Source organism: Bacillus mycoides (genome assembly GCF_001757995.1).
In the GTDB taxonomy this organism is placed as follows: domain Bacteria; phylum Bacillota; class Bacilli; order Bacillales; family Bacillaceae_G; genus Bacillus_A; species Bacillus_A mycoides_B.
This window is the reverse complement of the sequence record NZ_LXLV01000043.1, coordinates 1-26,798: the sequence shown is the minus strand read 5'-3', so window position 1 is coordinate 26,798 and position 26,798 is coordinate 1. Positions and strand designations below refer to the sequence as shown.

Sequence of the window (26,798 nt, the reverse complement as noted above, 5' to 3'; positions counted from 1 at the left end):
ATTAACTAAAAACATCTTCCATTACAAATGTTCTCATAAACACATTTCGGTTTATAGCATATTGCTCTAACTTTGATTGTCGATAGTCTGATAATGTAAAAAAATTAATTACTGGAACAATAGCATTCTGTCTTTTATAGATATCTGTTATATGGCCATATAACTGTATTTTATGTTCGTTTACCTTCATATGTTGCATACGATCTATTTCAACAAAATGGGGAACATTATCCTCAAAATACGTTGCGTCAGGAATAATCTGATACCGTTGACCATTAATTGAAAACTCGATAGGTCTTTCTGTCTTCCATTCTGGAAATCCAAGCCACATCCAGCTTTCGTTTCGCATTAATATGTGCTGTAATTGAATACTTTTCTTTACTTCTTTTGTAATGCCTAATAAATCCCGCCCCTTTTTATTTAAATAATATACGTGTTCACGAGCCATTTTTGTAATGTGACAATACGGGTGCATATCCTTTAATACACGATTTGCATTTCGAATGCTCCCTAGACAGTGGATGGCTTGTAATTGCCTCCTAGTTAAAAAATCTAACTTACTCAAAGTGGATAAAATCTCGATTTGTCTCGCTTTCTGTTTGAGTGTTTGATGCCTCATTTTGCTTCACCACCTTATATTTCTTCAGTAACTCCCACATATCTTTATCTTTTAAAAAAGGTACCTGGATTTCTTCTGTACGATCAGTCTTAAGTAATGCCCTTCCAGGGAGGGAAGGCAAATCTTCTAGGCCTGATTCATCCAATGCAACTTGTGAAGCAACCATTGTTGGTAATCGAAAACCTAGCTTCGCATCAGCATTTTGTTTGATTTGCCTTGGCAATGTATCAGAGGTTGGATATTGCGTACAAAATATGAGTCGAAATCCTAAACCACCTCCGATTCTTGCAATTTCAGATAACATCTCCTGACACATGAATAATACATCACGTTGTTTTTTAGGTAACCCTTGTGTAGGACAAAGATTTGCTCCTTCATCTACTATGATGAAGCAACGTTCTTTAATTGATGTGTCTATGATATTGGTAAAATAGGACTTTTTCATCATTTCAATCTGTTTTCCCATCTTTTCACGTACCCTTATCAACATTTCTAACGCCTGTTCTGGATTTTCAGCTACTTCCACAACTTGGGATAGCTCTTTGTAAGGACTAAATTCTAGCCCTTCTTTCAGATCGATAATAAAAAAATTCACATGTTGAGATTGTTGCAAAATCAAACTAGTCATCACATTTTTTAAAAATACTGTTTTTCCAAACCGTGTCATACCCGACACGCACATATGTGGTGTTTTCTCGAAATCATGATACACATGTTTTTCTAACGCTTTCCCCATCATAACTCTCCATGTATGCTCTTTTAATAGATCCTTAGACCAATTCCACATTTCAGGTATTCGTTGGCTAAATACTCGAATATGAAGCTCTCTTTGGTGAAACGATATTTTAACAGGTTTATATAGACCTTCTTCTAATACTTCAGCTAACTTTTGGATTAGTTGACTAGGTACACCAAGTGGTAACTTGTAAACGTAATTCATACTTATATCATCTTTAATTTCTTTTATAAAAATGGGGTATTGTAATTCACCTTTATATTGAACACATATCTTTGCAATTTCAAAAAACGTTGCAATTTTTTTCTTATCATTCGGTCCATTACTTTGATAAAAATAAGCTACAGTTATAAAGGTTGCTGGAATTAATAAAAGTGATAACATTCCCTCCATACCTCCTTAAGGTAGTTGAGCTTGTATGGAAGCTTAGAAAAAGCGTTTAAGATGCGCTATTATAATCATTTTCAACTACCAGATGTAATGCTAGCGTAGAAACACATCTAGAATATCCATTAGAACGTACCAAACGCTACCAATTAGTAAGCATTTAAGACCCGCACGTAGCAACCAACCTGGAAGATAAAAACCTTTCTTTTTCAGCAATTGTATTCCTAAAACTGAGACTCCGGTCACGCCATATACAATCCCTAGCTCTCCAATGAGTGTCATGTTTATCTCATCCTTTCGGTTTGATCGATAAATTCCCCTTACGATCTCTATAAAGTTGATAATTATCCAGTAGCTCATTCCATGACAATGCATGTTCCTCGCTGTATAACTCCTCCTCAATTTTTTGACTTAAATAATAGTAACCTCGGTATTGTTGATCCAGGTATACTTCGTGACGTAACATATGCTCTTGTATAGCACATACGTTTCCTTCATTTTTAGTAGCTCTGTACATTTGATTCAATGTTCGAGAAGAATACAGATAAGGTGTACTATACAGCATTTGATATTGATTCATATGTCTTCACCATCCATATAGAATTCTAGATACACTAAATACATATGATAATGATATGTATTTTCGAATTTGTCCCTAAAAAAAACGTCACTCCTATTTTGGAATGACGTTTGACAGGAATCTTAAATTCTCTGACATGGTGCTATAGCCTTAAAAAATAACTGTGAGGATAGCTATAGATTTATTTTTTGAACACACAATGGTATTTAATGAATGATATAGTTTTGTTAGTTTTACTATAATCATTTTTTATCGTTATACTATATCAGTTTGTTTATGAATATTAGTTAATAAAATCTAATATAAATATATATCTTATATATATTTAAAATATAAAGATAAAACTTATATAGGACTGAGAAATGTACGTACATCCTTACTGTAACAAAGCTTTTTAACATTGCATAGCGTAAAAAATCATAAATAGTAGAATCTTACAGCAGAAAAACGAACCATATTAAGCTCTAAAATCTACAAATAATCATAAATGAAATTTAGTATTCCTACATAAAAAAAGAAACAAATTGATACATTGGTAAACATATTTATTCAATCGTGAAATTTCATATGAATTCACTGAATCTCCACAATTTTAATATAGTTACCCACAAAAGATTCACATTATATGTTAATTAATCAACATAATCCATATTTAGCACATAACTCACATGAATATTGATGATTTTTGATAGATGAAGGCGTGTAAGCTATTTATATCAATGATAATTGCACTAAATTACTCACATTATGTGTTATTTATCTACTTACCCACAAAATTTAATTAATTTCTTATGATTTCTTGTAGGTATTTGAATGTATTTAGACAACTCATAACGTCTTTTTATGAAAGTATGTGTGGAAATTGAGATAGGTACCATACTATTTTTGTATATGATTGCATAAAAAAAGACCCTATTATGAATAGAATCGAGTAAAGTTCCTTATTGTGAAGAAGGAGTAAAATTCTTTTAAATAAACGGATCAACACGAATAGCCCTCTATCTTGAATTTTTTCAAAAATAGAGAGCTGATGATGATTAATTCGCTTTCATTGCTGTCAGTACTTGCTCAGCTGTTGTTACTGAGATACCAGCGCGTATTAACTGTTCAAAGGCACGCATAAATGTAATTAAATTAAAGCTATCTGGTACTTCAATAACACGAAGCTTTTCTTTCGGTAATTTGTCTATCTTTTCAATGAACAATTCTCGAACATCACTAGGAATAACGCGATCCTTATGCCCTCTTGCCTTTAAGAGTTCACGTATTTCTATTTCTAAAGCCATATAAGCGTTTAGATTTGTACCTTGTTCATAGGCGTACTTTCTAAACAACGTTTCTTCTTGATACTTTAGATAGTTGCGGTGATACGATTCCTCTGTAACAGGTACAGCAAATTTAGAGTTTAGTAATTCATACGTTTTGCGGAACAACTTTTTGATGTTTCGCAGAGAGTACATAGAGAAATGCAATCCGAAATCAAATACAGCTTGTTCTTTTTGTTCTTTTGGAACATGTTGTGTAATAAGAGGATAGATACCTTCTTTAGCAGCTGTATCAAGAATTTTATATTGTGATGTTTGATTTAATAATTTCTTTAGTGTATATACTAACTTGCTTGGATATTCTTCATTACGATCTATCATGTCACGTAAGCTATGGATTACACTTCGAATTTGTCGATTGCATGTATGTTTTAGCACATGAATAAATTTGTTCATGTCTTGTGTAAATTCTCCAATACTCATCTCTTGTAGTACGGATTCGATAAAACGAGCTTTACGAGCATAAGTAAGCTTTGGTGTGAATGGATCACGATACTGTACTTCTCCGATTTCTTTTGTACATAAGAAATCCGTATGTAAGGATAGATATAGAGTCGTATATCTTTTTTTATTCTTAACCCCTTTTTGTAATTTACAAATTTTGAATAGTGGAGTCCCTGTACATGGTAATACAGTTGTTAACTCTGTTATAACCGCACGTATCTGATGTGGGTATTTTTTATGTAAGAAGCGGTACATCCCACCAAAATGAGTTCTATTCCCTCTTTCATCTTGTTTGTCTAAGGAACGTTTTAGTGTAGTTTCACTGTGCTGTTGCATTGCAATATCTAAGAATAGTTTCTTAGATGCAATTGATAACTCAAAGAAAGCTTTTGTAAATACCACTGGGCTAATATAAACATATGCATTGGCCTTTTCAGTTTCTTCATTCATAAAATGAGTTAATTTAATTGTATATCGGCCATCTAATTCATTTTCAATCGAAATAATGTTATGTATACTTAATTTCTTTAATGCAATATAGAATTGAGAATGCTGTATGTAAGCAAATTCTTCTTTATACAGTTTGTAATCTTCCCACATCATATGTATTGTTACATTTGGAATGACTCCATTTGTGTAACATTTTTTATGTAGATATAAGAAGACTTCCAAATCTGCGTTTGTAATGCCATATAATTTATGCTTTCTTCCCATTGTTTCCGAAATAGCAGATAGTGTACGACGTGAAAAAGATGGTTTAGCCTGTGCAACGAAGCCATCCACATCGGCAATACGCTCTTCGTATGTCATCTGATCAACAATATCCTCAAGGTATGTATCTTTATAGCTGTAGTATTTCTCTTCGAAAGTTTCAACAAATTTTTGCCAAGACTTCATTGTTACTAAAACTGCATTTGTGGATTGTCCATTTAGACTACGTTGATTACGAATAATAAATGATTTTCCCATCTTTTTCACCTCCTACCTATAAATTCAGAAATAAATGCCAAAACACTATAAAATATACCAATTTTGATTATACCAAATCGAAATTTGCTGAAATGCGTCCCTTTAAGAGAAAAAACAAAAAGATGAAACGCCCTTTAATCCCTTGTGTATCAAGGGGTTTCAGGCTTTCTGGAATTTTTTTTATGGACATGATATGGCTATGGATTTTCATATTGGTAGAAAAGAAGGGAAATAGCAAAAAAGCCTTGTAAACATGATTAAATCAACAATTATATCGATTTTCAAAAAAATAAAAGGGACATGATATGGCTATGGATTTTCATGTTTATAATTGTGAATTAAACAGATGACCCCTTTTAAACAGTGATGTTAATGGGGTTTATCTGTAATTTTATAATTACAAAAGGAACATGAAGTGGCTAGGCTAGTTTTCATGTTTGGGTAAAAAAGGGGACATCATACAGCTATGGATTTTCATGTTGCATAAATACATGAAAATAGAGTTAGAAACGTATAAAGCCTTAATATGAAAGGATTTATGGGCTTTTTATCTAAAAAGAAAGGGACATCATATAGCTATAAATTTTCATAACTAATAGTATTACTGTAATAGAAAAGCTTATATATCAAGCTTTAAGCAATTTTAGAAAAAAATTTCGAGTTAGTAAAAAGAGTTACATAATGTCATGTTTGTTTCATGTTTTGATGGAAAGGGGAATGATATGGCTATAAATTTTCATTTTGATGAATTTGGGGTGTTCGAAGTAACATTAATATTTTAATTCTTACATTTTTTTACTTTCACTTCTCTTTTAAATGTAAGAGGTACTTTAGAGAGAGTGTGGATTTGAAATAAAGTCACGATCTTTTTTAAAATACGCTCTTTTCTTTTATTCGTTTATTTAGGTTAATTGCATTATTTCGATTAAACTTTATTTTAAAGCTAAAGTAACTATGTTTTTAAGGTGAAATTAGAGCGAGATGAATAAAATGTCGAAAATATAAGAAATTTTTGTTTTTTTGTTGATTTATATTTTTTTAATGTTAAACTCATAACAACAAAGAAAGAGTAAACGAAAACCCTTAGTGATTAAAATTATCAGAATTTTCATTCTTTTTGGTGGTTTACTCCATGTGATTTACACGTTTGTGTAGTGCTTTTCCACTCTTTCTTTGTTTTTCCCTATAAAAGAAAACAACCTGTGTTTATCCAATTTGTTTTCTCTTGTAAAGATGTAATTTGTTTTTTTATAACAGTTGGAACTACTATTTTAAAAATTATTGTTGTTTAGGGGGGATAGCTAATAGTTTGGACATTTAATGAAAAGTTTTTATTAAAATGGAGTGGATCCAGAAAGAGGTGAAAAATAAGAAATTTGGATGTTAGTTTTTTAATTTTAGAAAAGGAAGAATAAAAATATAGTGGACATACAATTACAATAAAGGAATGCAGTATAGATCAGTATACTTGCATTCCTTTGCTATGAAATTGTATGGTGTTTGTTTAAGAAAGATAAGATATTATAAATTATGCGTTGTATTGGTATTTTAATCGATATATTTATATATTACAAATAATATTACTGGAAATTTAATAGAAAAAGAGCTAATGGATGAAAGATAGGTTATTGTATAAGTACTTATATAATTGCTATTTGGATTTTACAAATCGATTCAGTCTTGTATAATCAGTTACAGAGTGGGCTATAAGTATGCAAAATAGAGCTCTTAACATGTTAACAACGAAACGAAAGGATAGAATATTCTGACTTCATTTCTAGTTTTATAAAAAGGAACATCATATAGCTAATTATTTTCAAGTTCAGATCAATAATAAATGTATATAAGGAGCCGAATTTATATGGAAGACGTTCTACAATTGTTTAGAGATGCACTATCAATAACGGAACAATTGTATAAACAAGATGAGCAATTGTGGCATAAATGGGTTTCCTATTATGTTGAGGTTGAAGCAGATCAAAGTAAAATTGTGACTTCAGAATACCTTTCTCCGTCATTTTCAATGCTTGTACAGTGGCTAGAGCAACAACAAAGAAAAGGTGTTTCTCCTCTAGATATATTTAAAAATATAGATGAATACAGATTAATCATTCATGAAACCATAGGTGTCTTTATTGAACAAGAGTTTCGTAAAAATCAGACAGCTAGTACTATAGTGAATACAGCAACAAGTAAATCAGATGCGAACATATTGAATGAAAACTATTTAGAAGTAAATAACTCTGCGGTCTATTATAAGTTAAGAGATGGAATAGCTAAAAATCAATTTGAAGAAGATGAAAACACACAGTTAAAATCATATCCCATTGAAACAAAGGATAGTAATGGAGTGGCCCAACTTTCCTCTCATAAAGATGAAGATCTAAAGTTAACGAATATTGAAGAGGCAGCAAGATGGAATACATTAGTAGATGGCGTAATGAGTAATATGGATGATTTAACTGCAGATTGCTTAGATTCCATCACAATTCAATGGTTGAATGAAGCAAAATCGCCGGATGAATTTATTGATTTTTCATATGAACAAGTTTTAGAAATGTGCAGTATTTCAAAGGCCAAGGCAAATGGTGTCGAATATTATAGGGTAGAAGATAAAATTAAGGTAGCGAAGCGGATTGCGGCCCTAGCGAGTATTTTTATATATCTAAATGATGACAATGAAGTAGTCGTATTAAATGATCGAGCTGAAACAGGTAAGCATTACGAAGTAAAACGCGAGGTAATTAAAAGACTATTTGTATTAGATTCTGTAGTTCTATGGAGAGATAAAAACACAAACGAATACATGGGGATAGAATCGTGCCGAATCAAACCGGGAAGTTTCTTATCCGGATATCTATATGGATCTAATAGTACTACCGCACTATTATCAAAAAAGGCACTTGAATATAATAGTTATAGACACAAATATCATAAAAGATTAATTCGATATTTGACATGGCAATGGAGAATCCGTCAAATGTTTTCTAGCTTACAAAGACCTTATTCTATAGGTGGAGATAAAGGTTTGTTAGCAGTTATGGGTATAAACCAGAAACAAAAACCTAATCGTATTCGCGAACAATTAGAAAATGTTCTTATTGATTTAGAAAAAGAAGAGGTAATTTCTCATTGGGAATATCATAATGGTTTAGAAGAAGAAAAACTGACAAAGAAGAATTGGTTTAGAAACTATTATTCACAGTTAGGAATAGTAATATTGCCACCTAAAGAACTAATTAGTTCAATGGAAAACTTAGCGAAAAAGAAAACAATTGATACAATACGTGAGGAAAGTCAGCCAATAAAAATTGTAGAAAAACCATTAGATACGAGTGAAAATGAACAAGTAATTAGAGAGAAAATAGAGTTTATGCATATGAAAAAGAATATAACTATGCGAGAACTTTCAATAGAGATAGGTATATCGCAGCCTACTCTTTCTAGATTCTATAATAAAAAAACAAAACGTCTCTCTAGTACGGCGAGAAGCAAATTAAATCAATGGTATAAAAGACAAATGATCATCGATAAAATGTAAGTTAAAGCTAAAAATTAGTATTAAAAAGATTCCTAGAAATAGGATTCTTTTTAATGTAGTTATTGAATTTTTCTGTTTTAAAATACACTAAACAATATAGAAATATCCCTATTGAGAAATAGGGATATTTCTATATTGAAGAGGAGATTATAGTAGTGTTATGTGGTATATACAATAGAATCAGTAATTTATATTATTGCAGTAACTTTTCAAAAGCTCCCTCCTATACCTTCATTTCTGTAACAAAAGCAACGGGTGTGGATCTGAAATAAAGTGGAACTGTTTATAAAAAAGTTTAATCGTTTATAAAAAAGATGAACCGGAATTTCCTATCTCTTTAAAGAAAGGATTTCGGTTTTTCTTGTGGATTAAGAATTTGTTAAGTGATAATAAAGTTATTCCATTAAAGGGCCATATTCTCGAATAACATATTTGAAGGAAATTATTATATATGAAGCTATTGAGAAGGCTTTAACTTAAATTAACTGGTGTTTTATCCCAAGTAAAATGATACAATGTCAAAAAAATACCGAGCAAAGGGGAAAAGAAAAATGAGATTTTGTATGGACTTTGGTGATACGAATTTTATTGGGTAGCGAACACTAATAAATACGAATCATTCGTAGATGAAGATTGGGAGTTAGATAATCTCTTACAACATTTTGGAGACGAGATGAAGCAAGGGCATATTTTAGTTTTTCAAATGACTGAGGAAGGAATTGAATATTCTTGGAGAGTAGAGGTTAGAAAAGGTACAGAAGAAATAACTCATAAATGCTTTAGGAAAGCAGTAGGGTATATAGAAGTAACGGAAAATCAACTATATTTAGTGGATTATGACTGCCTTACAATGGCTGCTCAGTTTCAAAATAACAAAGTACCTGATCGAAATTGTTCCAAATATAAGATTGAAATAGAAAATGGCTTATATAAAGTTGAAGTGGTTCAATATTATAATGTAGATGAAGATGAATATGTAGGAGCAAGCGAAACGGATATTTTGTTAAATTTCATAAAGGTATCGGCCAGTGAACCAATAGCTGAAAAGGTATTTTGGTGTACATATTAAGTTAATAAGAGGGGACTATACCCCTTTTTTGTTGAATTAACGGGATAGCTTTAGCAAAATAACTAAGGTGTAATTTTTGCAATGTTTTTGCATTTCCCATTATTCTGCAATCTGTCACTTTAATGGAACAAGGATCACTGAAATGATTAGACTTTTTTATAAAAGAATGATTCAATTAAATAAATTAAGAGTGTGTTTTGATCAATCTTTTTTCAAAACACGCTCTTTCTTTTTGCTCATTTATCAAGGTTATTAGTATCAATTTGACCAAACATTATTTCAAAGCTACAACAGGATATAGAAATATCTACTTATAGAAATAGGGATATTTCTATATTGAAAAGGAGATTATAGAGTGTTATGTGGTATATACAATAAAATCAGTAATTTATATTATTGCAGTAACTTTTCAAAAGCCCCCTCCTATACCTTCATTTTTGTAACAAAAGCAACAGGATATAGAAATATCTACTTATAGAAATAGGGATATTTCTATATTGAAAAGGAGATTATAGTAGTGTTATGTGGTATATACAATAAAATCAGTAATTTATATTATTGCAGTAACTTTTCAAAAGGCCCCTCCTATACCTTCATTTTTGTAACAAAAGCAACGGGATATAGAAATATCCACTTATAGAAATAGGGATATTTCTATATTGAAAAGGAGATTATAGTAGTGTTATGTGGTATATACAATAGAATCAGTAATTTATATTATTGCAGTAACTTTTCAAAAGCTCTCTCCTATACCTTCATTTCTGTAACAAAAGCAACGGTGTGCAGAGATAATAAAGTTGTTTAATTTACAATAAAGTCATTTGAAAAATAATATAATTGTTTAAAAATCCTTCTTCCACTAACGGAGTAGATTAGCTCAATAAGGAATCAAAATAAGAACTTGTAGCTTCTGAAGAAATGGAAAAAAAGCAAGATTTTAAATACAAAGTAGACTCTGTTATACAGAGGTAGAGAGATATTATAATTCATTTGTGATAAATTAGGAATAGTTTGATTTGTTTAAAACTGAGTAGAGGATTATAAAGTGTGTGCGGTTTTTTGCCAAGTCCTATATGTCTTATTCTATGGAGGAAATATGCTTAAAGATAATTTTAAAATTAGTAATATTCCCACGGTTTTATGGGGAGATAAGAGTGAAAAAATTTTTATTGCAGTACATGGAAATATGTCAAATAAGGAAGATGCAGTTATTCAAATATTAGCTGAAGAAGCCAATCAAAAAGGTTATCAAGTATTAAGCTTTGATTTACCTGAGCATGGAGAAAGAAAAAATGATAATACTCCTTGCAAAGTACAGTTTTGTGTTAGTGAATTATCTATAATTATGAATTACGCAAAAGAACATTGGAAAGAAGTAAGCGTGTTTGCATGTAGTATGGGAGCTTATTTTAGCCTTTTAGCCTATCAAAATGATGTGTTAGAAAAGGCATTATTTTTATCACCAGTAGTTAATATGGAACGAATTATCGAAAATATGATGAAATGGTTTAATGTAACACCAGAGCTTTTGCAAAAAGAAATGACTATAGAGACACCTATTGGTCAAAAGTTATATTGGGATTATTTATGCTATGTAAAAGAACATCCTATTAATACATGGAATACAGATACATATATTATGTATGGAGCCAAGGATGAACTGTGCGAATTTGAAACTATTAACTATTTTACAAAAAAACATCGTTGTGAATTAGAAGTCATGGAAACAGGTGAACATTACTTTCATACTGAAGAACAGTTAAAGATATTTGAACAGTGGTTACACAAACATATCGATTAACAAATTACAATTTATCTTGAACCTGTTAGAGAAGAATGGTGAATATATAAACTGATATTATATTTGAGAGACATTTTGAACTACCCCCACTTTCACTTCGTTTAGAAGAGGGGGATTCCTAAGTAAAGAGTTCTATCGAACTAGGCTATCTCCACAGTCCTTGCGGTTAGAAGCCTTATCGCTTCATTCTTTAGATTGATACTTGCGTTAATATCCCTATCATGGTGTGTAAGGCAAGAAGGGCAGTCCCATTTACGTAGGTTTAGATTTTTAACGTCTTTGTTTTGATATCCACAACAAGAGCATAATTGGCTTGAAGCAAATGTTTTCGATACGACAATGACTTGTTTGCCGTACCATTTTGCCTTATATTCCAACATAGTTCGAAACTGTGACCATGATACCTCACTAATTGCTTTTGCTAACTTATGATTCTTTAACATATTAGATACTTGCAAATCCTCTATACCAATAACATCGTGGTTTTTGATGATTTCAGTTGAGACTTTGTCCAAGTAATTTTTTCTAGCATTCGTCACGTATTCATGAATTCTAGCTACTTTTACTCGTTGTTTATTCCAGCGAGAAGATCCTTTCATTCTTCTAGAAAGAACACGCTGTGCTTTTGCTAACTTCTCTTCTAATGATCGAAAAAACTTCGGATTTTTATAGGTTGTTCCATCTGACAAAATGGCGAAATCTTTTAGTCCTACATCAATTCCAGTGTAAGAATGTGTCTTTGGAAATTCTTGCACTTCTGTTTCTACTAACAATGACACAAAGTATCTATCAGAAGGATTCCGTCTAACCGTAGCGTTTAAAATACGTCCGTTTACTTCACGACTTTTGGCAAATCGAACAAGACCTAGTTTTGGCAATTTAATTTTGTTTCCTACAACGGCAATGTTTTCATTTGTTTGTTTTGTGGTGTAAGATTGTACAATGTTCTTCTTAGATTTGAAACGTGGGGCACTGTTTTGTTTTTTGAAAAAACGTGTATAAGCATCCGCAAGGTTGCGAACAGACGACTGAATAGCAATACTATCCACTTCTTTTAGCCAAACAAATTCTTTCTTCATGGCAGGAAGTTTGGCAGAGCATGTACCATATGTCAAACCTTTTCCTGTTTCTTTGTACGCGTTACCCCATAGAGATAGGAAATGATTGAATACAAAACGAGAACAACCAATCGTTTTATTGATTAGAGTTGCTTGTGCTTTATTTGGATATATACGAAATTTATATGCTTTATTGATAATCATAAGTTTCACCTCCATTTCGATATATGTCTATTATACACCAAACATACATTCGACAGATGGTGAAGTGATCATGACAATTTGTCAATTAACAATTTACTACCTGTCGAACAATTAAGATGGCTTCCTGCCATCCCTTGTCCGAAGCCAATTCATCTCCCACCTACTCACTGGTCCGTGACCCTTCAGGTTCCTTGAGGAAGGAGTCTTCTTGGCTAAAATGATAAAAAAATATAGCAAGGCTCTTATATTTTTTTATCGAAATTAAATAACTTTACTATCAATTTACATAAGGAATATCATGAGGATGTTGCAGTGGAGAGAGAGAAGAAAAGGTTGTGGAGGAAGTTCTGGTGAGGATATTTTTTTTTGAAAAAATATAGAAATATCCCTATTTCTATGTAGGGATATTTCTATATTTCTAAATCTCTGTTAATAATTTAAATTTCCTTTTTTGTTCGGGAGTTAATTGATTTTCTACATAATGATGTATAAGTAAATCTATTATTTCATGAGCATATTTTTTATTAGTGAGTTTCATTAGTGCTCCAAGCTCTTCCTTAGATTGACTAGAAATTTTAATACTGCCTTGTTGGTTTGTAAATTTCTTTTTCTCTGGTGTTTGCTCCTTCTTTTTCTCTTGCTGATTTACTTGTTCTTGTTCATTTTTAGGTGGAAAAGTAGGAGTATCTTCGCCACTTTTTGTTACAATTGAATCCTCGTTTGGGATATAAGGATCTATTGGGTCAAAATTGCTCTTTTTTCTGCCTAATAATCCAGGAGTTCTTGCCATGTTATACACCAACCTTCATACTTTCAAAAACATTGATACGAGATAATAATTCATCACTAATTTTTTCGTATAGTTCTATTACATTTAAATCATGTCTATCATTTTCAGTAATACCGTTAACATCAAACCTTTTAATACGTTCCATCTGTGGAACGATATTTTTAAATAGGTTTTCTTCACCAAAAATTTCACGAGCATTTTCCATAATGTATTCATCCACTTTACCATTATTTTTTAATAGAACTGGAAGAATACCTACAACTTCAATATCAAGATTATATTGCTCTTTTAATTTTATTAGTTGGTTAATGTAGTTTTCTGCACCTGTAAGAGAACGTTCTTGTGTTTGTAGAGTTATAAGAACATAATCAGAAGCCACAACTGCATTTTTTGTAACTTCAATTGACATAGGTGGAACATCGATAAATATGTAATCGTATTTATGTTTTATTTTCTCAAGTAATCCCTTAAAGTAGAAATCTTCCTCTTCTTCCGAAGAACACGATTTATATAGAAATTTTGCGAAATCTTGAAAATCAACATAAGAAGGAATTAAATGTAAATTTTCCATTATTTCAACTTCTAATCCATCTAAATTCCCCTCTTGAATTCCTTTCATCAATGTTTTAGTTAAAGTTACCTTTTCGTCAGGATTAAGGATAGATTTTGTTAACATTAGAGATTTTGTTGCATTACTCTGTGGATCAAGGTCAACGAGTAAAGTTCTTTTCCCCTTTTTTGCGAATTCATAAGAGTTTAATACAGCATTAGTGGTTTTACCAACGCCCCCTTTGTAATTCCCAACAGTAATTGTAATAGCCATTTATACCACTCCATTTATTTTCTAGGATATTTCCCTATATCCCTATTTCTATATTCTGGTGAAAAGATTAGATATATAGGGAAATATCCAATTATAGAAATAGGGATATTTCTATGTTATAAAGAAGATTATAGCAGTGATATGTGGTACATGCAATAGAATCTGTCATTTATACCATCCATTCATTTTTTGAAAAAGTCCTTATATCCCCATATCCCATGCCTATCAAGCTAAGAAAAGCAAATATCCAAAACGAGAGAATTGATATTACCAGCTGAACTGTATAAACTTTTTGTTTTGGGGCTTTTTAAAAAAGAAACACCCATTCCTATAATTGATGTTGCATAAGCGTAACTTATTGGCCATGGCCTACTTCAATATTCTTGATGGCAGAGGTATAGAAATAGGGATATTTCTATGTTATAAAGAAGATTATAGTAGTGATAAGTGGTACATACAATGGAATCAGTAATTTCCAAAGGCTCTCCCATACCTCCATTTCTGATAACAAAAGTAGAGGAATAGGGAAATATCCAATTATAGAAATAGGGATATATCTATATTCTTAGGGGATTATAATAGTGATATGTGGTACAAATAATAGAATCAGAAATTTTTTCAAAGACTCCCCTTATCCCACCATTTCTAATAATAAAAGTAGAGGTGAAGGGAAATATCCAATTATAGAAATAGGGATATATCTATATTAAAGGGAGGTTATAGTAGTGATAAGTGTTACATACAATGGAATCAGTAATTTCCAAAGGCTCCCCTTAAACCCCTATTTTTAATAATAAAAGTAGAGGTGAAGGGAAATATCCAATTATGGAAATAGGGATATATCTATATTGAAAAGAAGATTATAGTAGTGATAAGTGGTACATACAATGGAATCAGTAATTTTCAAAGGCTCCCCCATACCTCCATTTCTGATAACAAAAGAAGAGATATAGGGAAATATCTAATTATAGAAGTAGGGATATATCTATATTGCGAGGAAGATTATAATAGTGATATGTGGTACAAATAATAGAATCAGAAATTTTTTCAAAGACTCCCCCTATGCCACATGCCCATCAACTTAAGAATTTTATAACGCCCCCAAAATAATAAATTGTACATTTTCACCTGCGGGTGCCAATTTTCTTGTTTCGGGGTATTTACTTTTCTTAGCTTGATTGTGGTGTGGCAAGAACCCATTTATAAAAATAGATTCTAATAGAAATTTATATACCTCTTTCAAATAAATACAATCTTTGCACCATAACCATATATACTATATGAACGTATACAATAAACATAATTAAAGGAGAATAGAACTTGATAAAACATATACTCAGTTTCATTTTTGGACTAATTGTTATATTAATTGGTTCCTTTTGGGTTATTCCTTACACCCTCGAAGCAATTGACAGTAACGTAAGCCATATTACTCATGACAAAAAGTATTTTAGTAAGCTATATGACTATGATATTAACCTTTGGATGATTGCAATCCTTATATTTTTCATTTTTTGGGCAATTACTGTTTTTATAGTTAAGTTACCTAATTATAAGAAGAACAGAAGTACTCATATAAAAAAATATAGTTATACAAATCAGCGTAAAAAAGCAAAGAGAAGGCGTCGTAAATAAATGTAACAATATACATATTTTATTTTGGATACCACAAGAAGAAAATTACAATACTCATTATTGGGGTAGCGTCACATCATTATCAAGCTAAAAAAACTAAATTTCTTTAAAATAAAAAAATACGTTATTCTTTCTGTAGAATCGTAGGAAAGGATGGCGTATTTGGCATAAACTTATCGATTTTTGATAAACTAGAATTATTTTCTAAAGAGTTACAACGATATATGTTAGCTGATGTCTTAGAACAATTAGCTAGAGAGATAGGATTTATTCAGCGAAAAAGTAAATATCGTGCATAAGATTTAGTAGCTCTGTGTGTTTGATTAAGCCAAAATATGGCTCATACTTCATTGGCACAATTATGTAGTCGATTAGAAGCTAATACAGGTATTTCTATGAGTCCAGAAGGGCTCAATCAACGATTTAATTCTCAGGCTGCACAGTTTTTACAACAAATACTAGCGTATGTACTTCATCAACAATTGTGTCCCACTAACAAAATTACAACCATGTATACTAACTATTTTCGTCGTATTCGTGTATTGGATTCTACACATTTTCAGATTCCGGATAAATTCGCTTCTACATATATCTATATTGAGAGAGAGATTATAATAGTGATATGTGCTACATACAATAGAAGCAGTAATTGTTCAGAGACGCCCCTTATACAACTCTTTCTAATAATAAAAGTAGAGGAATAGGGAAATATCTAATTATAGAAATAGGGATATATCTATATTAAAAAGAAGATATAGTAGTGATATGTGTTACATACAATAGAAGCAGTAATTGTTCAGAGACGCCCCTTATACCACCCTTTCTAATAATAAAAGTAGAGGAATAGGGAAATATCTAATTATAGAAATAGAGATATTTCTATATTGTGAAGGGGATTATAGCCGTGATATCAGGACTACTTCATTTTGACACTCCCATCCCTAAAGGGGAAAGATGAATTATGTCAGTGGGATCCGTACTATCAAAACCAAGTCTATTTTTAGATGTCAAAAAACCAAAATAAGATTGTGATACCGTACGAATTTCGTATTAACCGTAGGAAATACGGGATTAGCCTAATAGGATAACCGAAGGATACTTTGGTGTTCGCAGGAATCCCCCACTTCAAACAACCCATAAGGGTGTTAAGTGGCAGGTAGTTCAATTCAACAGACTTTATTAGGTCACATAAATATAAGAAGACCTTAGGATTATACCTAAAGGTCTTCTTAACTAGTTAGAAATCAATCTCTTCGTTATCTTCTTCAGAAATACCACCAAGTACTTCCTTAGCGTCAATAATTTTACCTTCTTGGAGGACAGGCTCCTCTGTTTTTAAATCTTCCTGTCTCTGTGCGGGAACAAATCTATTAGTAAGTAGAAGATCCAATTTATTTTCGACTGTATCTAAAAGATTTAATCTCTGTTCTACAGTATCTAATTTCTGCAGTAGTTGCTCATAACGTTTTTCATTTTGTACCAGTTCAACAACAAATGCTGTTAATTGTCTACTATTAGCTTTTTCATTAAGGATCCTATATACATCTTCAGGCATATTATCAGCATGTAATGCCATTTTTCTATTTTTAGCCATTATCAGCACGTCCTTTTATTTTACGCTAACTGACCCTTCATTTCATCAATTACTTTTAATTCTAATGCAGTTAGATTAATTGTACGTGAAGTTGGAGCAAATACTTCTTTTTCGCTATTTTGAATAATATCGTTCAAGAAGAAGTGATTGTTTTTAGCAGCCATTTCAGACATATGATTCAATAAAGCGAGACGGATGTAAGGTTCTAAAACGGGTGCTTCGCCTCCGATATAAATGAATTTCAATACTGTATTCGTACTAGATGGGAAGAATACATCAAGAATTTTAGCTACTAAAATTCTTGCATATTCTTTCAGCGCCTCTACAATTTCATTTGTAAAGTCATATTCTTCACCAGTATTTTCATTCGATAGTACATACTTTTGTAATTTATAATTATTAATTATAAATTTCTCTAATGTTCTTAGATCCTTAAAGTATTGAATCAATTTTTCTTTTCTAAAGCGTTCTAGGTATCCTAAGAATGGCTCAATATCGATAACTTGGAAAGAATCTCTGTGCTTAGGTGTAGTAAGTCCTTTACCTAATCGCACAGCATCTGTAGAACCGCCACCAATGTCAGTTAAAACTACTTCATAGTCATCGAATCTCTCAGATTCATATCGCTTTTCAATACTAATTACATTTGTATTCTGATCTTTTGAAACCATTTTATATTTTAAAGAATGTCTGGCAACTTCTGATTCATTTCTACATTTTGCTGAATTGACTGTAATAGTTAGTTCTTTCTCCATCCCTGGTGTTAACACTTTAACTTTATGTTCACCTATAAATTTTTCTTCCATTTTTTTATGGGCAATGCTAAATTTCTCTTCGCGTTTTAAAAGCCAAATTGGAAGCATCATACTCATGTGTTCAATTTCAACTTCATTATCTTCTTGATCAGCGTTAAGGGCATGATAATATGTAATTGCTCCTAAAAAGCATACGTATGGGATAGGACTATTTATTTTATCGTGCATCTTATTTACATGTGAGTTTGCCAACTGATTATCTTCAGCTAATTGCCCAACTAAATAGAAAGACTCTTCACCTTCGATTTCAGTGGAAATTAGTAATCTATCCAGTAAATCTTCTGGTCTAGAAATACGATCAACAAGTAAATCCTCAGCTTTTTTCTTTGAAATTTTAACTACATTCGTTGCAAGTTCAATATAATAACCATCAACCATGAAATTATTAAAACTATTTCCGAAATCCGCTACTTTTCTTCCAATTTTCATTTATAATTCCCCCTTTATACATTAAGTACGACTTAAGTGCTACTTTTGATTATGCTTTAGCACATCTAATCAAAAATAAGTACACTTTAAATAATAAGTACGACTTGAATCACACTTATTATTTAATTAACCTATACACTTAAAAAATTCAAAATAAACAAGGAAATACCTTCTTTCAAACGAATTAAACACATAACGGTTAGACGGCGACATGTTGAACATAAATGATGATGAATAACAGTAAAACAACAACATGACCGACATGAATGATGGTCAACAACAATGTAATGACAACATGACCAACATGGATGATGGTCAACAACAATGTAATGACAACATGACCAACATGGATGATAGTCAATAACAATGTAATGACAACATGACCGACATGGATGATAGTCAATAACAATACAATGACAACATGACCGACATGAATGATGGTCAATAACAATACAATGACAACATGACCGACATGGATGATAATCAATAACAATGTAATGACAACATGTCGGACATCGATAACAACAAATGACGATGAGGGGAGGACGATGGAATGGATAGGGAAGAACCTTATAAGAAAACATATTCCCTTGCAGATATAGCAAGGATGCTTGGGAAGCCACGGACAACCCTTCAGGCCTGGCGGGATCAATTCAAACCATACTTACCAACCGTCGCTGGGACGAAGGGGCGAACGCTGAGATATGAACAGGAAGCATTAGAGCTTTTTAAATTAATTGCTAATATGAAAGATGCACAAGAGCCACCAGAAATAATAGAACAGATGTTAAAACAAAATGTAGATTATATTGTAGTAGAAGAAAGTGATGAAGATAACGAAATAACGAAACCAATTATTCAGACGATGTATGAGAGTATGAAAGAGGTTTCTATATATTTTCAAGAACAAAAAGCTATGAATATGGAACTATTAAAACGCATAGACAATTTAGAACAAACCAATCAAATGTTACTGAATAAGGTTGATGAACAACAAAAGAATATTGATGGGAAAATAAATAACAGGGATCAACAGCTATTAGAAGTAATTCGTGAAATACAAGAAACTAAGAAGTTAGTTGCATCTACTCAACAAGAAAAATCATGGTTCGCTAAATTATTTAAAAAATAACTTAAATAATACAAAAAAAGTAGGGAAGCTTGTAAAAACATACAAGCTTCCCTACTTTTTGTAAATTTGATATATTTCCTCAAATAATCACAAAAATTAAGAGGGAGTCTTCTGTCAGAAAACGATAAAGAACATACTTATACTGTTTCCCTTTTAGGATAGAGTACTGTATTTATTAAATCTTGTTTAAAAAATAAAATCATTATAAACATTAGAATCTATTTTAGAGGTGCTAGGCTAGATGTATCAAGGGATTCAAGATTTTATCTTAGTAAATTACAAGGTTAATTTGTGAGTAAATGATAGAAAATTCAGTTTCATATGAGTGGAAATTTCATAGCTGATTAGTTTAGAAAAAGAGAAATAATTATAAAATCTGAGAGGTGTTTTGAATTTCTTTTTGGGGAAAAATAGTACGTTGCTCGGGGATTATAAGAATACATGACAAATAGCCTTGCTAATTATATTATTTTTGAGCAAGGCTAAGTTTTAGATGTTTTTTTATTAGGGCCTTAGAACACCCATTTTTTGCAGAATGGAATCTATTTTCTTGTTATTAAGCCAGTCTATAATTGGAAGTATGCTTTCATATTTTTGTGCATGTTCCATATTAGTTAAGGCTTCTTTCGCTTCATAATCGTTACGCTCTTTTCTTTGTTTAGATTTTTCAGCGAACATTTTCATAAAATGAGCGGGACTACTTATTTCAGCTTGATTATATTCAAACCATTCAACGCATTTTTCAAAATCCCATCTTTGATAACGATCAATTTTTTTCGGCATTCTTAAGGCTATAGTATAAGCGTCCTGTTCTGTTAAATATGTTACTGGTTGACTTGTTATATATCGATATGCTTTTTTCGGTTTGGTTATAGATAAAGATCATTTTATTGGTTGCCAAACAAATAAAGGGGTAGCTATCGAAGATTTAAATAATCCGTATTGGAAAAAAGTATTTACTGGTCATGTAAGAAGGTTCTAAAAATCAAAAGAATAGGAGACTGAAAGAATGAAAGATAAACGAAAATTTTTGTTTATTGTGTTTGTAATTTTAGTCGTAGGTGTGACAGCTTTTAATATCTATTTGAGTAAAAAATCAATGAGTGATGGTAAAGAAAAACAGTTAAAGCTTTCAAATGAATTACTAACAAGACAGAATGTAGATTTAAAAAAACGACTGGATAAGGTACTTCCTTCCGCACAAGAACAACAGAGAAGAGCGTATTTATCGACAACCGAAACGTTTATTCAATTATCATTTCATCGAGAAAAAGAAGGATACAATGAGCGAAAAGAAAAAGCAAAAACCATTATGAGTGAAGAACTTTTACAACAATTCTATCCCACTGACAAATACGAGTTGGGAGATACCTATAAAACAAAACCAATAGAAATGAAGTTTTATTTACAAGAAAATGAACCCGACCAAGAGGAAGTAAATGTGTTAGCTGAATTTATAAATGTCACAACCGATTCAACACAAAATCGAGAAGAAAAAGTCAAAAGTGTGTTGCGAATCATCTTAAAAAAGGAAAAGGAAACATGGCGAGTGACAAGTGTAGAAGAACTCAATATGAAAGTTTTATAACAAATAAGGTGAGGTGAGAGTGTGATAGGTGCAATCAGTAAGAAGAGTGAAAGAATTAATTTGAGAAGAAATAAGTCGTGGATCTACCTAGCAATTATCAGCTTTCTATTTATCGGTTTTTTTGCTTTCTTGACATCTAAAATTTACATGCCGAACGATGAAAAACTATTCCATACGGAAACAAATAAAGTAATCAAGTTGTCGGGAATGGGGAAATTGATTATAGAGAAAAGGGAGTATAATCCACATAAAAACTTCATAGAAATTCGATTTCGGATAGAAGGATATGAGGAAACAGGATTTACGTTTAAGGCACAAGAAAAAGGAAAGCCAGGTGTTCAATTACCTGTCAAAGTGTTGTATGAAGAGAACGGAAATTACGTGATAGAAGTCAAAGAATTATCTCCAAATTGGGGCGCTTTAGCTTTAGATATTTACAATAAAAACAGTGAAAAAGAACAAATGGATATTCGGAAGTTTACACAAGATGTTAACGAATACGAAGAAGAAAATACAAGTACAAAGAGTCCAAATAAACTTGTTCAGACGGTTTTTACCGATCAAAGAAAAACAAAAGCAAATGATGAATTGTTAGCTGAAAATAAAAAAACATATGAGTTAGATTTTATAGAAAGAGACAAAAAAGATATTGAAACAAAGATCGAAAATTATGGAAAAGCAATCAAGCTTGAAGAGGAAAATGGGAAGACAGTTTATGAGAAAGTAAAAGAACTAAAAGATGAAATGAAGTACCAAACCGAAGCGGAAAAAATGGAAACCCAATCGAAAATATCATCTTTAGAATCCAAAATAAAATCATCAGAAAAGAACATTGAATTGTTTAAAGGAGAACAAAAAATTGCACGAGATAAGATCAAAAAATTAGAGAAAAAGGCACAAGAAATTAATAAAAGCTGAACAAAGTCATGTCGTCAGTGAGTACTCACCTGTGGAATTTGAGTACTCACTGTGTGCTCATTTGGTGGTTTTTGTATCGTCAGTGGGTACTCACCTGTTTGATTTGTGTCATCAGTGAGTACTCACCTTGAAGGTTTTCTTGTTCCCATCGTTTCGCTAGGCTCCGCCTAGCTTCACACCCTAGGTGGGAACAAAAACCCCTTATGCTCTTCTCACTATTTTTTGATCTCTACCCACAATTGCAGAAAGGAGAGGGAAAAGTGGAAATCAGAATTAGAGAAGTAGATCCAATTGCCGTAAAGAAAATAGATGAAATTGCAAAGAGGAAAGGATTATCCAGGCAGAAATTTTTGAAAGACCAAATTGAAATGCTGGCATTTTTTCAGCAACAAAATAAAAGAGAAATGGAATTAGAAAATCTCATCCAAAAGAACATCCATATGATGAATGATTGTTATGGAGAAATGAAAAAAATGAATGAGTTTATTCAAATGATGATGCAGGATGATGAAAATGAGTAATGGGGTTCCTGTTCAATCTTCCAGTACACCGGGTATTGTTTTAAAAACAAAATTTGTGTTACCAAGTTCGGATGCATTTCAGAACTATATTGAGTATGTAGACCGGGAAGAAGCACAAAGTGAAGTGAAACTGAATCCGAAAATGTTTGAAACGTATCAAGAATATATGGGAAATCCAGAAAAGACATCGGCGCTGTTTACGGAACACGCAAATCGTTTATCAGAAAGTGAGAAAAAAGCCTTAAAGGAAATGTTTAAAACCGCTCACGAAAATGGAAGTATCATGTGGCAAGATGTCATTTCATTTCATAATCCTTGGCTAGAAGAACAAGGCATTTATGATGAGAAAACAAAAACATTAGATGAAAAAAAGTTAATGGATGTGACACGGCTTGCGATGAAGGAAATGCAAAAAAGGGAGGGGTTAGAAAAAAGTTCTACCTGGTCGGCAGCCATTCATTTTAATACGGATAACATTCATATTCATGTGGCAACTGTTGAACCATTTCCAACGAGAGAACGTGGCAAAAGAAAACCAAAAACCTTGGATGCAATGAGGGGAAAAGTCGTAAACAATTTGTTAGATCGTAAGCAGGAACAAAAACAAATTAATGATTTGATTCGAAACAATATGGTAGGAAGTAAAAAAGAAGATTCCGTTTTTGATTGGCGCAATCAACATTTGAAACCATTGTTTTTAAAAATCTATAAACAGTTACCAAGTGATAAAAGACAGTGGCAATATAGCTACAATACAATTCAGCCATTGAAGCCGGAAATTGATGAATTAAGCAGGAGATATATTCAACATAATCATAAAAAAGATTACGATCAGTTTCTTCAAAAATTAGATAAAGAGGTGCAGGTTTTTAAAGAAGCATATGGAGAAGGAAAGTATGATAAGAAGCAATATGAAAATTATAAGACAAATAAAATCAATGACCTGTATAAAAGAATGGGGAACGCTTTTTTACAAGAAATGAAGGCATACGATAAAGAACAAAAGAGAATCCACCACATGAGAAAATCAAAGCCGTTTCAAAAGTTTCAACAGAATGTATCAATTCAGTATTCTATGAGGAAAGTGGAGCGTGCTTTTAAAAGTGAATATGAAAGCTGGAAGAACCAAAAGTATTATGAGCGTATGCAAAAAGAAAGTGCATATCAAAATGAGAGGGGTTATTAAATGAAGGACTTTCGCATGCAAATTACATTGGATGAAGAAACAGATACGTATATTAAAGATTATATGGAAGAACACAATATCAGATATAACGGTGAAGCAATTGTAAGGATTTGTAGAGAACATCAAGCATCAAAAAATACAGAATGGTCTTTGAATTATATTTCAGAAATTGTTTCTAAAAATCTTCATGACATATTAAAAAATGAGCTAACAAAAATTCGTCTTGGTGCAAATAGTGCGGATCGAAATACACAAGTTTTAATTGAATTAATGAATGGATACTTTTTTGCCAATGACTTAGATTTAGAGAGTATTATTACTACGGATAAAATAGAAGTCGGTGGCGTGAAAATGGCAAAGGAAGTCGTAGCGGAACGGATTAGTCATGCTAGACAAAAACGTATAGATCATGAGGCATCAAAGAACAATGTAACATAAGCTACATTGTTCTTTTTTATAAAAAAATAGGAGGTTATTAGGATGTTGTTATTTCATGAAGATATTGCATTAGGAGTTATTAAAGAAATTGGAGAAGGTGAACTCGTTTTACTTGTAAAAGATGAAGAACTAACAATCAAAATTACACGAGAACAAGAGGAAGAACTTGCAGTTCATGTTATGAATCAAGAGAATATGTTAGTTCCGGTTAACGTAAAAACACATGCGATTTTCTTTGATACAACGGAAAGATGGAATGAAGAAGACATGGAGGAATTGCAAAGAGCAAGTGAAAGAGTAGGAGAAGATCATGAGTAAAAATTATAAGAAAAAGTATCAAACGAAATCACCGGAAGAAAAGAAAGAAGCGGTGCAAGCTTTAACAAAAAAGATGGAAAAAAGCATAGAAGGCTATTTTCGTACACCGGGAGATTTGAAAGATTATTTATCGTTTATGGCAAAGTTTTATCACTATTCACCATCTAATATTTCATTAATGCAGAGTCAATTCGAGGGAGCCAAGGCAGTTGGTTCCTTTTCTTTTTGGAAAGAAAAGGGGTTTGCGGTTAAGAAGGGTGAGAAAGGAATCCAGATCCTTGTTCCAAACAGAACTATAGCAAAATTTAAAGATAAAGAAGGGACATGGAAATCCGTTACAAAGGCAAATGAAGAAGAGAAAAAACAAATTGATTCCAAAAGTGTAGAAGTGAAACCAGGTCGCTTATATTTTGCTGTTGGCCATGTGTTTGATGTGTCTCAAACAAGCGCAACAGCAAAAGATCTACCTCGTATTTTTCCGAATCGTTGGCTAGAAGGAGTCGTTACAGATTATAAGAGTCTGTACAAAGGAATGGAAGCCATTGCGGAAAAAAACGGTGTGAAAATCATTGCACCAAAATCAGAACTGGGCGTCGCAAAAGGTGTGAGCTATACCTTAACACAAGAGGTCGCTTTGAATCCACGAAACAGTGAATTACAAAATGTAAAAACTCTTCTTCATGAATTGGCACACGCTAAACTTCATACAGCAGAGACACATATGAATTACACAGCACCAGAAAAAGAGTTTCAAGCAGAAATGACCGCTTATGCCGTTTCTTCTTATTTTGGGATTGATACAAGCGAATATTCCTTAGGGTATTTAGCAAGCTGGACACAAGGAAAAGAAATGAAAGATAAAACGAAGTTGTTGAAAGAAGTACATGAAACTTCCATTGAATTTATTGAAATAATTGAAAATAAATTAGAAAAGGAAAAAGAAAAAACAAAAGAAAAAGAGGTGGAAGGTATGGCAAATAAAAATGAAAAACAGGATGAAAAAAATATTTTATTGGTGGAATACATGAGTTTAAGTAATACGACACAAGAGCTTGTTTCCGTTGCAGAGTTAAGGGAGCAAGTAGATAGAAACCGAGCGTTTGAGCCTGTAGAAGGTGGAGAACAATTGAGTGATAAAGAATTTATAGGGGCATTTAACGTGGCAAATCAAGAAAAATATGCAGCACTAAATCAGAATGACATTACTCGTCCAACTATGTTAATTCAATGGAGTGAAAATGAAAATTTTAAAAGTAATCAACTGATTCCATTTGGAGAAGCAAATGAAAAAATGTCTGAAGTCATTTCAAATATTGAAAAAGCAAAAGAGGAAGCAAGAGAAAGAGATGAATACGTACCATATGATAAAACTCGTTATCATATCGCCATTCCAAAAGAAGTAGATAGGGATTTTGGGAGAATGGAGCTTGTGAGTATGGATCGTTTGGATATGGGGGATGGGGACTACAAGACACCGTATGAACAAGTATTAAACGAGAAAAGGTATCTATCGGATGAAGTGAAACAAGCGTTACGAGATGAAGTAGTGAATTATAGAAATAACAAAGAAATACCAATGGAAAAAGCACAGGAAAATACATTAGAAAAATCGGAAGAGACACCCAACCACTTAGTTACAATTGAAGTATTAGCAAATGGTATGCAAGATGAAGAACTGGCAAGAATCCAAATGATGGATGCTGTTACGAAAGATATAAATTATTTGTCTGTATGGAATCAAGATAAAACAGATCGGGACGATTTATATGTTTCCCTAATGGAAAAGAACGGGAAACGAGAAAATGTCTATCTAGATAACATTTTGAAACCAGATTTATATGAAAAGGTTCAAAGTTCTATCTTTGATGGAAGAGGAAA

Annotated in this window: 21 protein-coding genes and 3 pseudogenes; 13 read left to right on the top strand and 11 right to left on the bottom strand. The window is 32.0% G+C overall.

Translation table 11 applies throughout. From position 1 onward, the window contains the following. Position 1: 1 nt before the first annotated feature. The 5 genes from BWGOE10_RS15400 to BWGOE10_RS15380 form a co-directional block, all read right to left on the bottom strand. Complete coding sequence (locus BWGOE10_RS15400; protein WP_070143881.1) at positions 2-619, bottom strand: replication-relaxation family protein; 618 nt, start codon at positions 617-619, stop codon at positions 2-4. Further along, complete coding sequence (locus BWGOE10_RS15395; RefSeq protein WP_070143879.1) at positions 558-1,739, bottom strand: FtsK/SpoIIIE domain-containing protein; 1,182 nt, start codon at positions 1,737-1,739, stop codon at positions 558-560. Before BWGOE10_RS15395 ends, BWGOE10_RS15400 begins: the two co-directional genes overlap by 62 nt. A 99-nt stretch (positions 1,740-1,838) precedes the next feature. Further along, entirely contained in the window at positions 1,839-2,024 is a 186-nt protein-coding gene (locus tag BWGOE10_RS15390) for a hypothetical protein (RefSeq protein WP_070143877.1), read from the bottom strand. Positions 2,025-2,031: 7 nt separating this feature from the next. Continuing rightward, positions 2,032-2,322, bottom strand: a complete 291-nt coding sequence (locus tag BWGOE10_RS15385; protein WP_070143875.1) for a hypothetical protein — start codon at positions 2,320-2,322, stop codon at positions 2,032-2,034. A 1,037-nt stretch (positions 2,323-3,359) separates the two neighbouring features. Continuing rightward, positions 3,360-5,060: a hypothetical protein gene (locus BWGOE10_RS15380; protein WP_070143873.1), complete on the bottom strand. Its 1,701-nt coding sequence runs from the start codon at positions 5,058-5,060 to the stop codon at positions 3,360-3,362. Positions 5,061-6,921: 1,861 nt separating this feature from the next. Between BWGOE10_RS15380 and BWGOE10_RS15375 the strand changes: the two genes are divergently transcribed. From BWGOE10_RS15375 to BWGOE10_RS15365, 3 genes and pseudogenes are all read left to right on the top strand, one after another. Next, a complete protein-coding gene (locus BWGOE10_RS15375; RefSeq protein WP_070143871.1) occupies positions 6,922-8,601 on the top strand; it encodes a helix-turn-helix domain-containing protein in 1,680 nt (559 codons plus the stop codon). A 563-nt stretch (positions 8,602-9,164) separates the two neighbouring features. After that, positions 9,165-9,670 (top strand): annotated as a pseudogene (locus BWGOE10_RS15370) (hypothetical protein). Positions 9,671-10,766: 1,096 nt separating this feature from the next. Beyond that, a complete protein-coding gene (locus BWGOE10_RS15365; protein ID WP_033728392.1) occupies positions 10,767-11,471 on the top strand; it encodes an alpha/beta hydrolase in 705 nt (234 codons plus the stop codon). A gap of 140 nt (positions 11,472-11,611) precedes the next feature. On the opposite strand, the gene tnpB is transcribed toward BWGOE10_RS15365, so the two are convergent. The 3 genes from tnpB to BWGOE10_RS15350 form a co-directional block, all read right to left on the bottom strand. Next, positions 11,612-12,733 carry an IS200/IS605 family element RNA-guided endonuclease TnpB gene (tnpB, locus tag BWGOE10_RS15360; protein ID WP_070146018.1) on the bottom strand — a complete coding sequence of 374 codons (1,122 nt, stop codon included), beginning with the start codon at positions 12,731-12,733 and terminating at the stop codon, positions 11,612-11,614. A gap of 418 nt (positions 12,734-13,151) precedes the next feature. After that, positions 13,152-13,523, bottom strand: coding sequence for a hypothetical protein (locus tag BWGOE10_RS15355; protein WP_070146017.1), 372 nt, complete (start codon positions 13,521-13,523; stop codon positions 13,152-13,154). Between the two features lies 1 nt (position 13,524). Next, positions 13,525-14,346 carry a ParA family protein gene (locus BWGOE10_RS15350; RefSeq protein WP_070146016.1) on the bottom strand — a complete coding sequence of 274 codons (822 nt, stop codon included), beginning with the start codon at positions 14,344-14,346 and terminating at the stop codon, positions 13,525-13,527. Positions 14,347-15,666: 1,320 nt separating this feature from the next. Between BWGOE10_RS15350 and BWGOE10_RS15345 the strand changes: the two genes are divergently transcribed. Together BWGOE10_RS15345 and BWGOE10_RS30140 are read left to right on the top strand one after the other, a co-directional pair. Continuing rightward, positions 15,667-15,981, top strand: a complete 315-nt coding sequence (locus BWGOE10_RS15345; RefSeq protein WP_070146015.1) for a hypothetical protein — start codon at positions 15,667-15,669, stop codon at positions 15,979-15,981. A gap of 167 nt (positions 15,982-16,148) precedes the next feature. After that, positions 16,149-16,571: pseudogene (locus BWGOE10_RS30140) on the top strand (IS4 family transposase); the annotation flags it as partial. 647 nt (positions 16,572-17,218) lie between these two features. Here BWGOE10_RS30140 and BWGOE10_RS15340 read toward each other — a convergent pair. Continuing rightward, positions 17,219-17,575: a hypothetical protein gene (locus BWGOE10_RS15340; RefSeq protein ID WP_070146014.1), complete on the bottom strand. Its 357-nt coding sequence runs from the start codon at positions 17,573-17,575 to the stop codon at positions 17,219-17,221. Between the two features lie 20 nt (positions 17,576-17,595). Further along, positions 17,596-18,819, bottom strand: a complete 1,224-nt coding sequence (locus tag BWGOE10_RS15335; protein ID WP_070146013.1) for a ParM/StbA family protein — start codon at positions 18,817-18,819, stop codon at positions 17,596-17,598. Between the two features lie 553 nt (positions 18,820-19,372). On the opposite strand from BWGOE10_RS15335, the gene BWGOE10_RS15330 reads away from it, so the two are divergent. After that, the gene (locus tag BWGOE10_RS15330; RefSeq protein WP_070146012.1) at positions 19,373-19,951 is read left to right on the top strand and encodes a DUF3967 domain-containing protein; all 579 of its coding nucleotides are present in this window, start codon (positions 19,373-19,375) and stop codon (positions 19,949-19,951) included. A 504-nt stretch (positions 19,952-20,455) separates the two neighbouring features. Here BWGOE10_RS15330 and BWGOE10_RS15325 read toward each other — a convergent pair. Then, positions 20,456-20,812: pseudogene (locus tag BWGOE10_RS15325) on the bottom strand (Replicase RepFR55); the annotation flags it as partial. Between the two features lie 148 nt (positions 20,813-20,960). Between BWGOE10_RS15325 and BWGOE10_RS15320 the strand changes: the two are divergent. From BWGOE10_RS15320 to BWGOE10_RS15290, 7 genes are all read left to right on the top strand, one after another. Next, positions 20,961-21,539, top strand: a complete 579-nt coding sequence (locus BWGOE10_RS15320; protein ID WP_070146011.1) for a MerR family transcriptional regulator — start codon at positions 20,961-20,963, stop codon at positions 21,537-21,539. A gap of 21 nt (positions 21,540-21,560) precedes the next feature. Continuing rightward, positions 21,561-22,457 carry a hypothetical protein gene (locus BWGOE10_RS15315; protein WP_070146010.1) on the top strand — a complete coding sequence of 299 codons (897 nt, stop codon included), beginning with the start codon at positions 21,561-21,563 and terminating at the stop codon, positions 22,455-22,457. A 260-nt stretch (positions 22,458-22,717) separates the two neighbouring features. Next, entirely contained in the window at positions 22,718-22,978 is a 261-nt protein-coding gene (locus tag BWGOE10_RS15310) for a hypothetical protein (protein ID WP_070146019.1), read from the top strand. Further along, the gene (gene mobP2, locus BWGOE10_RS15305; protein ID WP_070146009.1) at positions 22,971-24,164 is read left to right on the top strand and encodes a MobP2 family relaxase; all 1,194 of its coding nucleotides are present in this window, start codon (positions 22,971-22,973) and stop codon (positions 24,162-24,164) included. The genes BWGOE10_RS15310 and mobP2 overlap by 8 nt, the downstream gene beginning before the upstream one ends. Beyond that, positions 24,165-24,602 (top strand): hypothetical protein, encoded by a 438-nt coding sequence (locus BWGOE10_RS15300; protein WP_070146008.1) that lies wholly within the window; start codon positions 24,165-24,167, stop codon positions 24,600-24,602. 42 nt (positions 24,603-24,644) lie between these two features. Then, complete coding sequence (locus BWGOE10_RS15295; RefSeq protein WP_070146007.1) at positions 24,645-24,920, top strand: hypothetical protein; 276 nt, start codon at positions 24,645-24,647, stop codon at positions 24,918-24,920. Next, positions 24,913-26,798 (top strand): LPD25 domain-containing protein (locus BWGOE10_RS15290; RefSeq protein WP_070146006.1); only part of this gene is annotated, 1,886 nt, incomplete at its 3' end. The genes BWGOE10_RS15295 and BWGOE10_RS15290, both read left to right, overlap by 8 nt.

Bases quoted from the DNA above. Each gene is read 5' to 3' on its own strand.
- BWGOE10_RS15400 (WP_070143881.1), bottom strand. From the start codon at position 619: ATGAGGCATCAAACACTCAAACAGAAAGCGAGACAAATCGAGATTTTA.
- BWGOE10_RS15395 (WP_070143879.1), bottom strand. From the start codon at position 1,739: ATGTTATCACTTTTATTAATTCCAGCAACCTTTATAACTGTAGCTTAT.
- BWGOE10_RS15390 (WP_070143877.1), bottom strand. From the start codon at position 2,024: ATGACACTCATTGGAGAGCTAGGGATTGTATATGGCGTGACCGGAGTC.
- BWGOE10_RS15385 (WP_070143875.1), bottom strand. From the start codon at position 2,322: ATGAATCAATATCAAATGCTGTATAGTACACCTTATCTGTATTCTTCT.
- BWGOE10_RS15380 (WP_070143873.1), bottom strand. From the start codon at position 5,060: ATGGGAAAATCATTTATTATTCGTAATCAACGTAGTCTAAATGGACAA.
- BWGOE10_RS15375 (WP_070143871.1), top strand. From the start codon at position 6,922: ATGGAAGACGTTCTACAATTGTTTAGAGATGCACTATCAATAACGGAA.
- BWGOE10_RS15365 (WP_033728392.1), top strand. From the start codon at position 10,767: ATGCTTAAAGATAATTTTAAAATTAGTAATATTCCCACGGTTTTATGG.
- tnpB (WP_070146018.1), bottom strand. From the start codon at position 12,733: ATGATTATCAATAAAGCATATAAATTTCGTATATATCCAAATAAAGCA.
- BWGOE10_RS15355 (WP_070146017.1), bottom strand. From the start codon at position 13,523: ATGGCAAGAACTCCTGGATTATTAGGCAGAAAAAAGAGCAATTTTGAC.
- BWGOE10_RS15350 (WP_070146016.1), bottom strand. From the start codon at position 14,346: ATGGCTATTACAATTACTGTTGGGAATTACAAAGGGGGCGTTGGTAAA.
- BWGOE10_RS15340 (WP_070146014.1), bottom strand. From the start codon at position 17,575: ATGGCTAAAAATAGAAAAATGGCATTACATGCTGATAATATGCCTGAA.
- BWGOE10_RS15335 (WP_070146013.1), bottom strand. From the start codon at position 18,819: ATGAAAATTGGAAGAAAAGTAGCGGATTTCGGAAATAGTTTTAATAAT.
- BWGOE10_RS15330 (WP_070146012.1), top strand. From the start codon at position 19,373: ATGGATAGGGAAGAACCTTATAAGAAAACATATTCCCTTGCAGATATA.
- BWGOE10_RS15320 (WP_070146011.1), top strand. From the start codon at position 20,961: ATGAAAGATAAACGAAAATTTTTGTTTATTGTGTTTGTAATTTTAGTC.
- mobP2 (WP_070146009.1), top strand. From the start codon at position 22,971: ATGAGTAATGGGGTTCCTGTTCAATCTTCCAGTACACCGGGTATTGTT.
- BWGOE10_RS15300 (WP_070146008.1), top strand. From the start codon at position 24,165: ATGAAGGACTTTCGCATGCAAATTACATTGGATGAAGAAACAGATACG.
- BWGOE10_RS15295 (WP_070146007.1), top strand. From the start codon at position 24,645: ATGTTGTTATTTCATGAAGATATTGCATTAGGAGTTATTAAAGAAATT.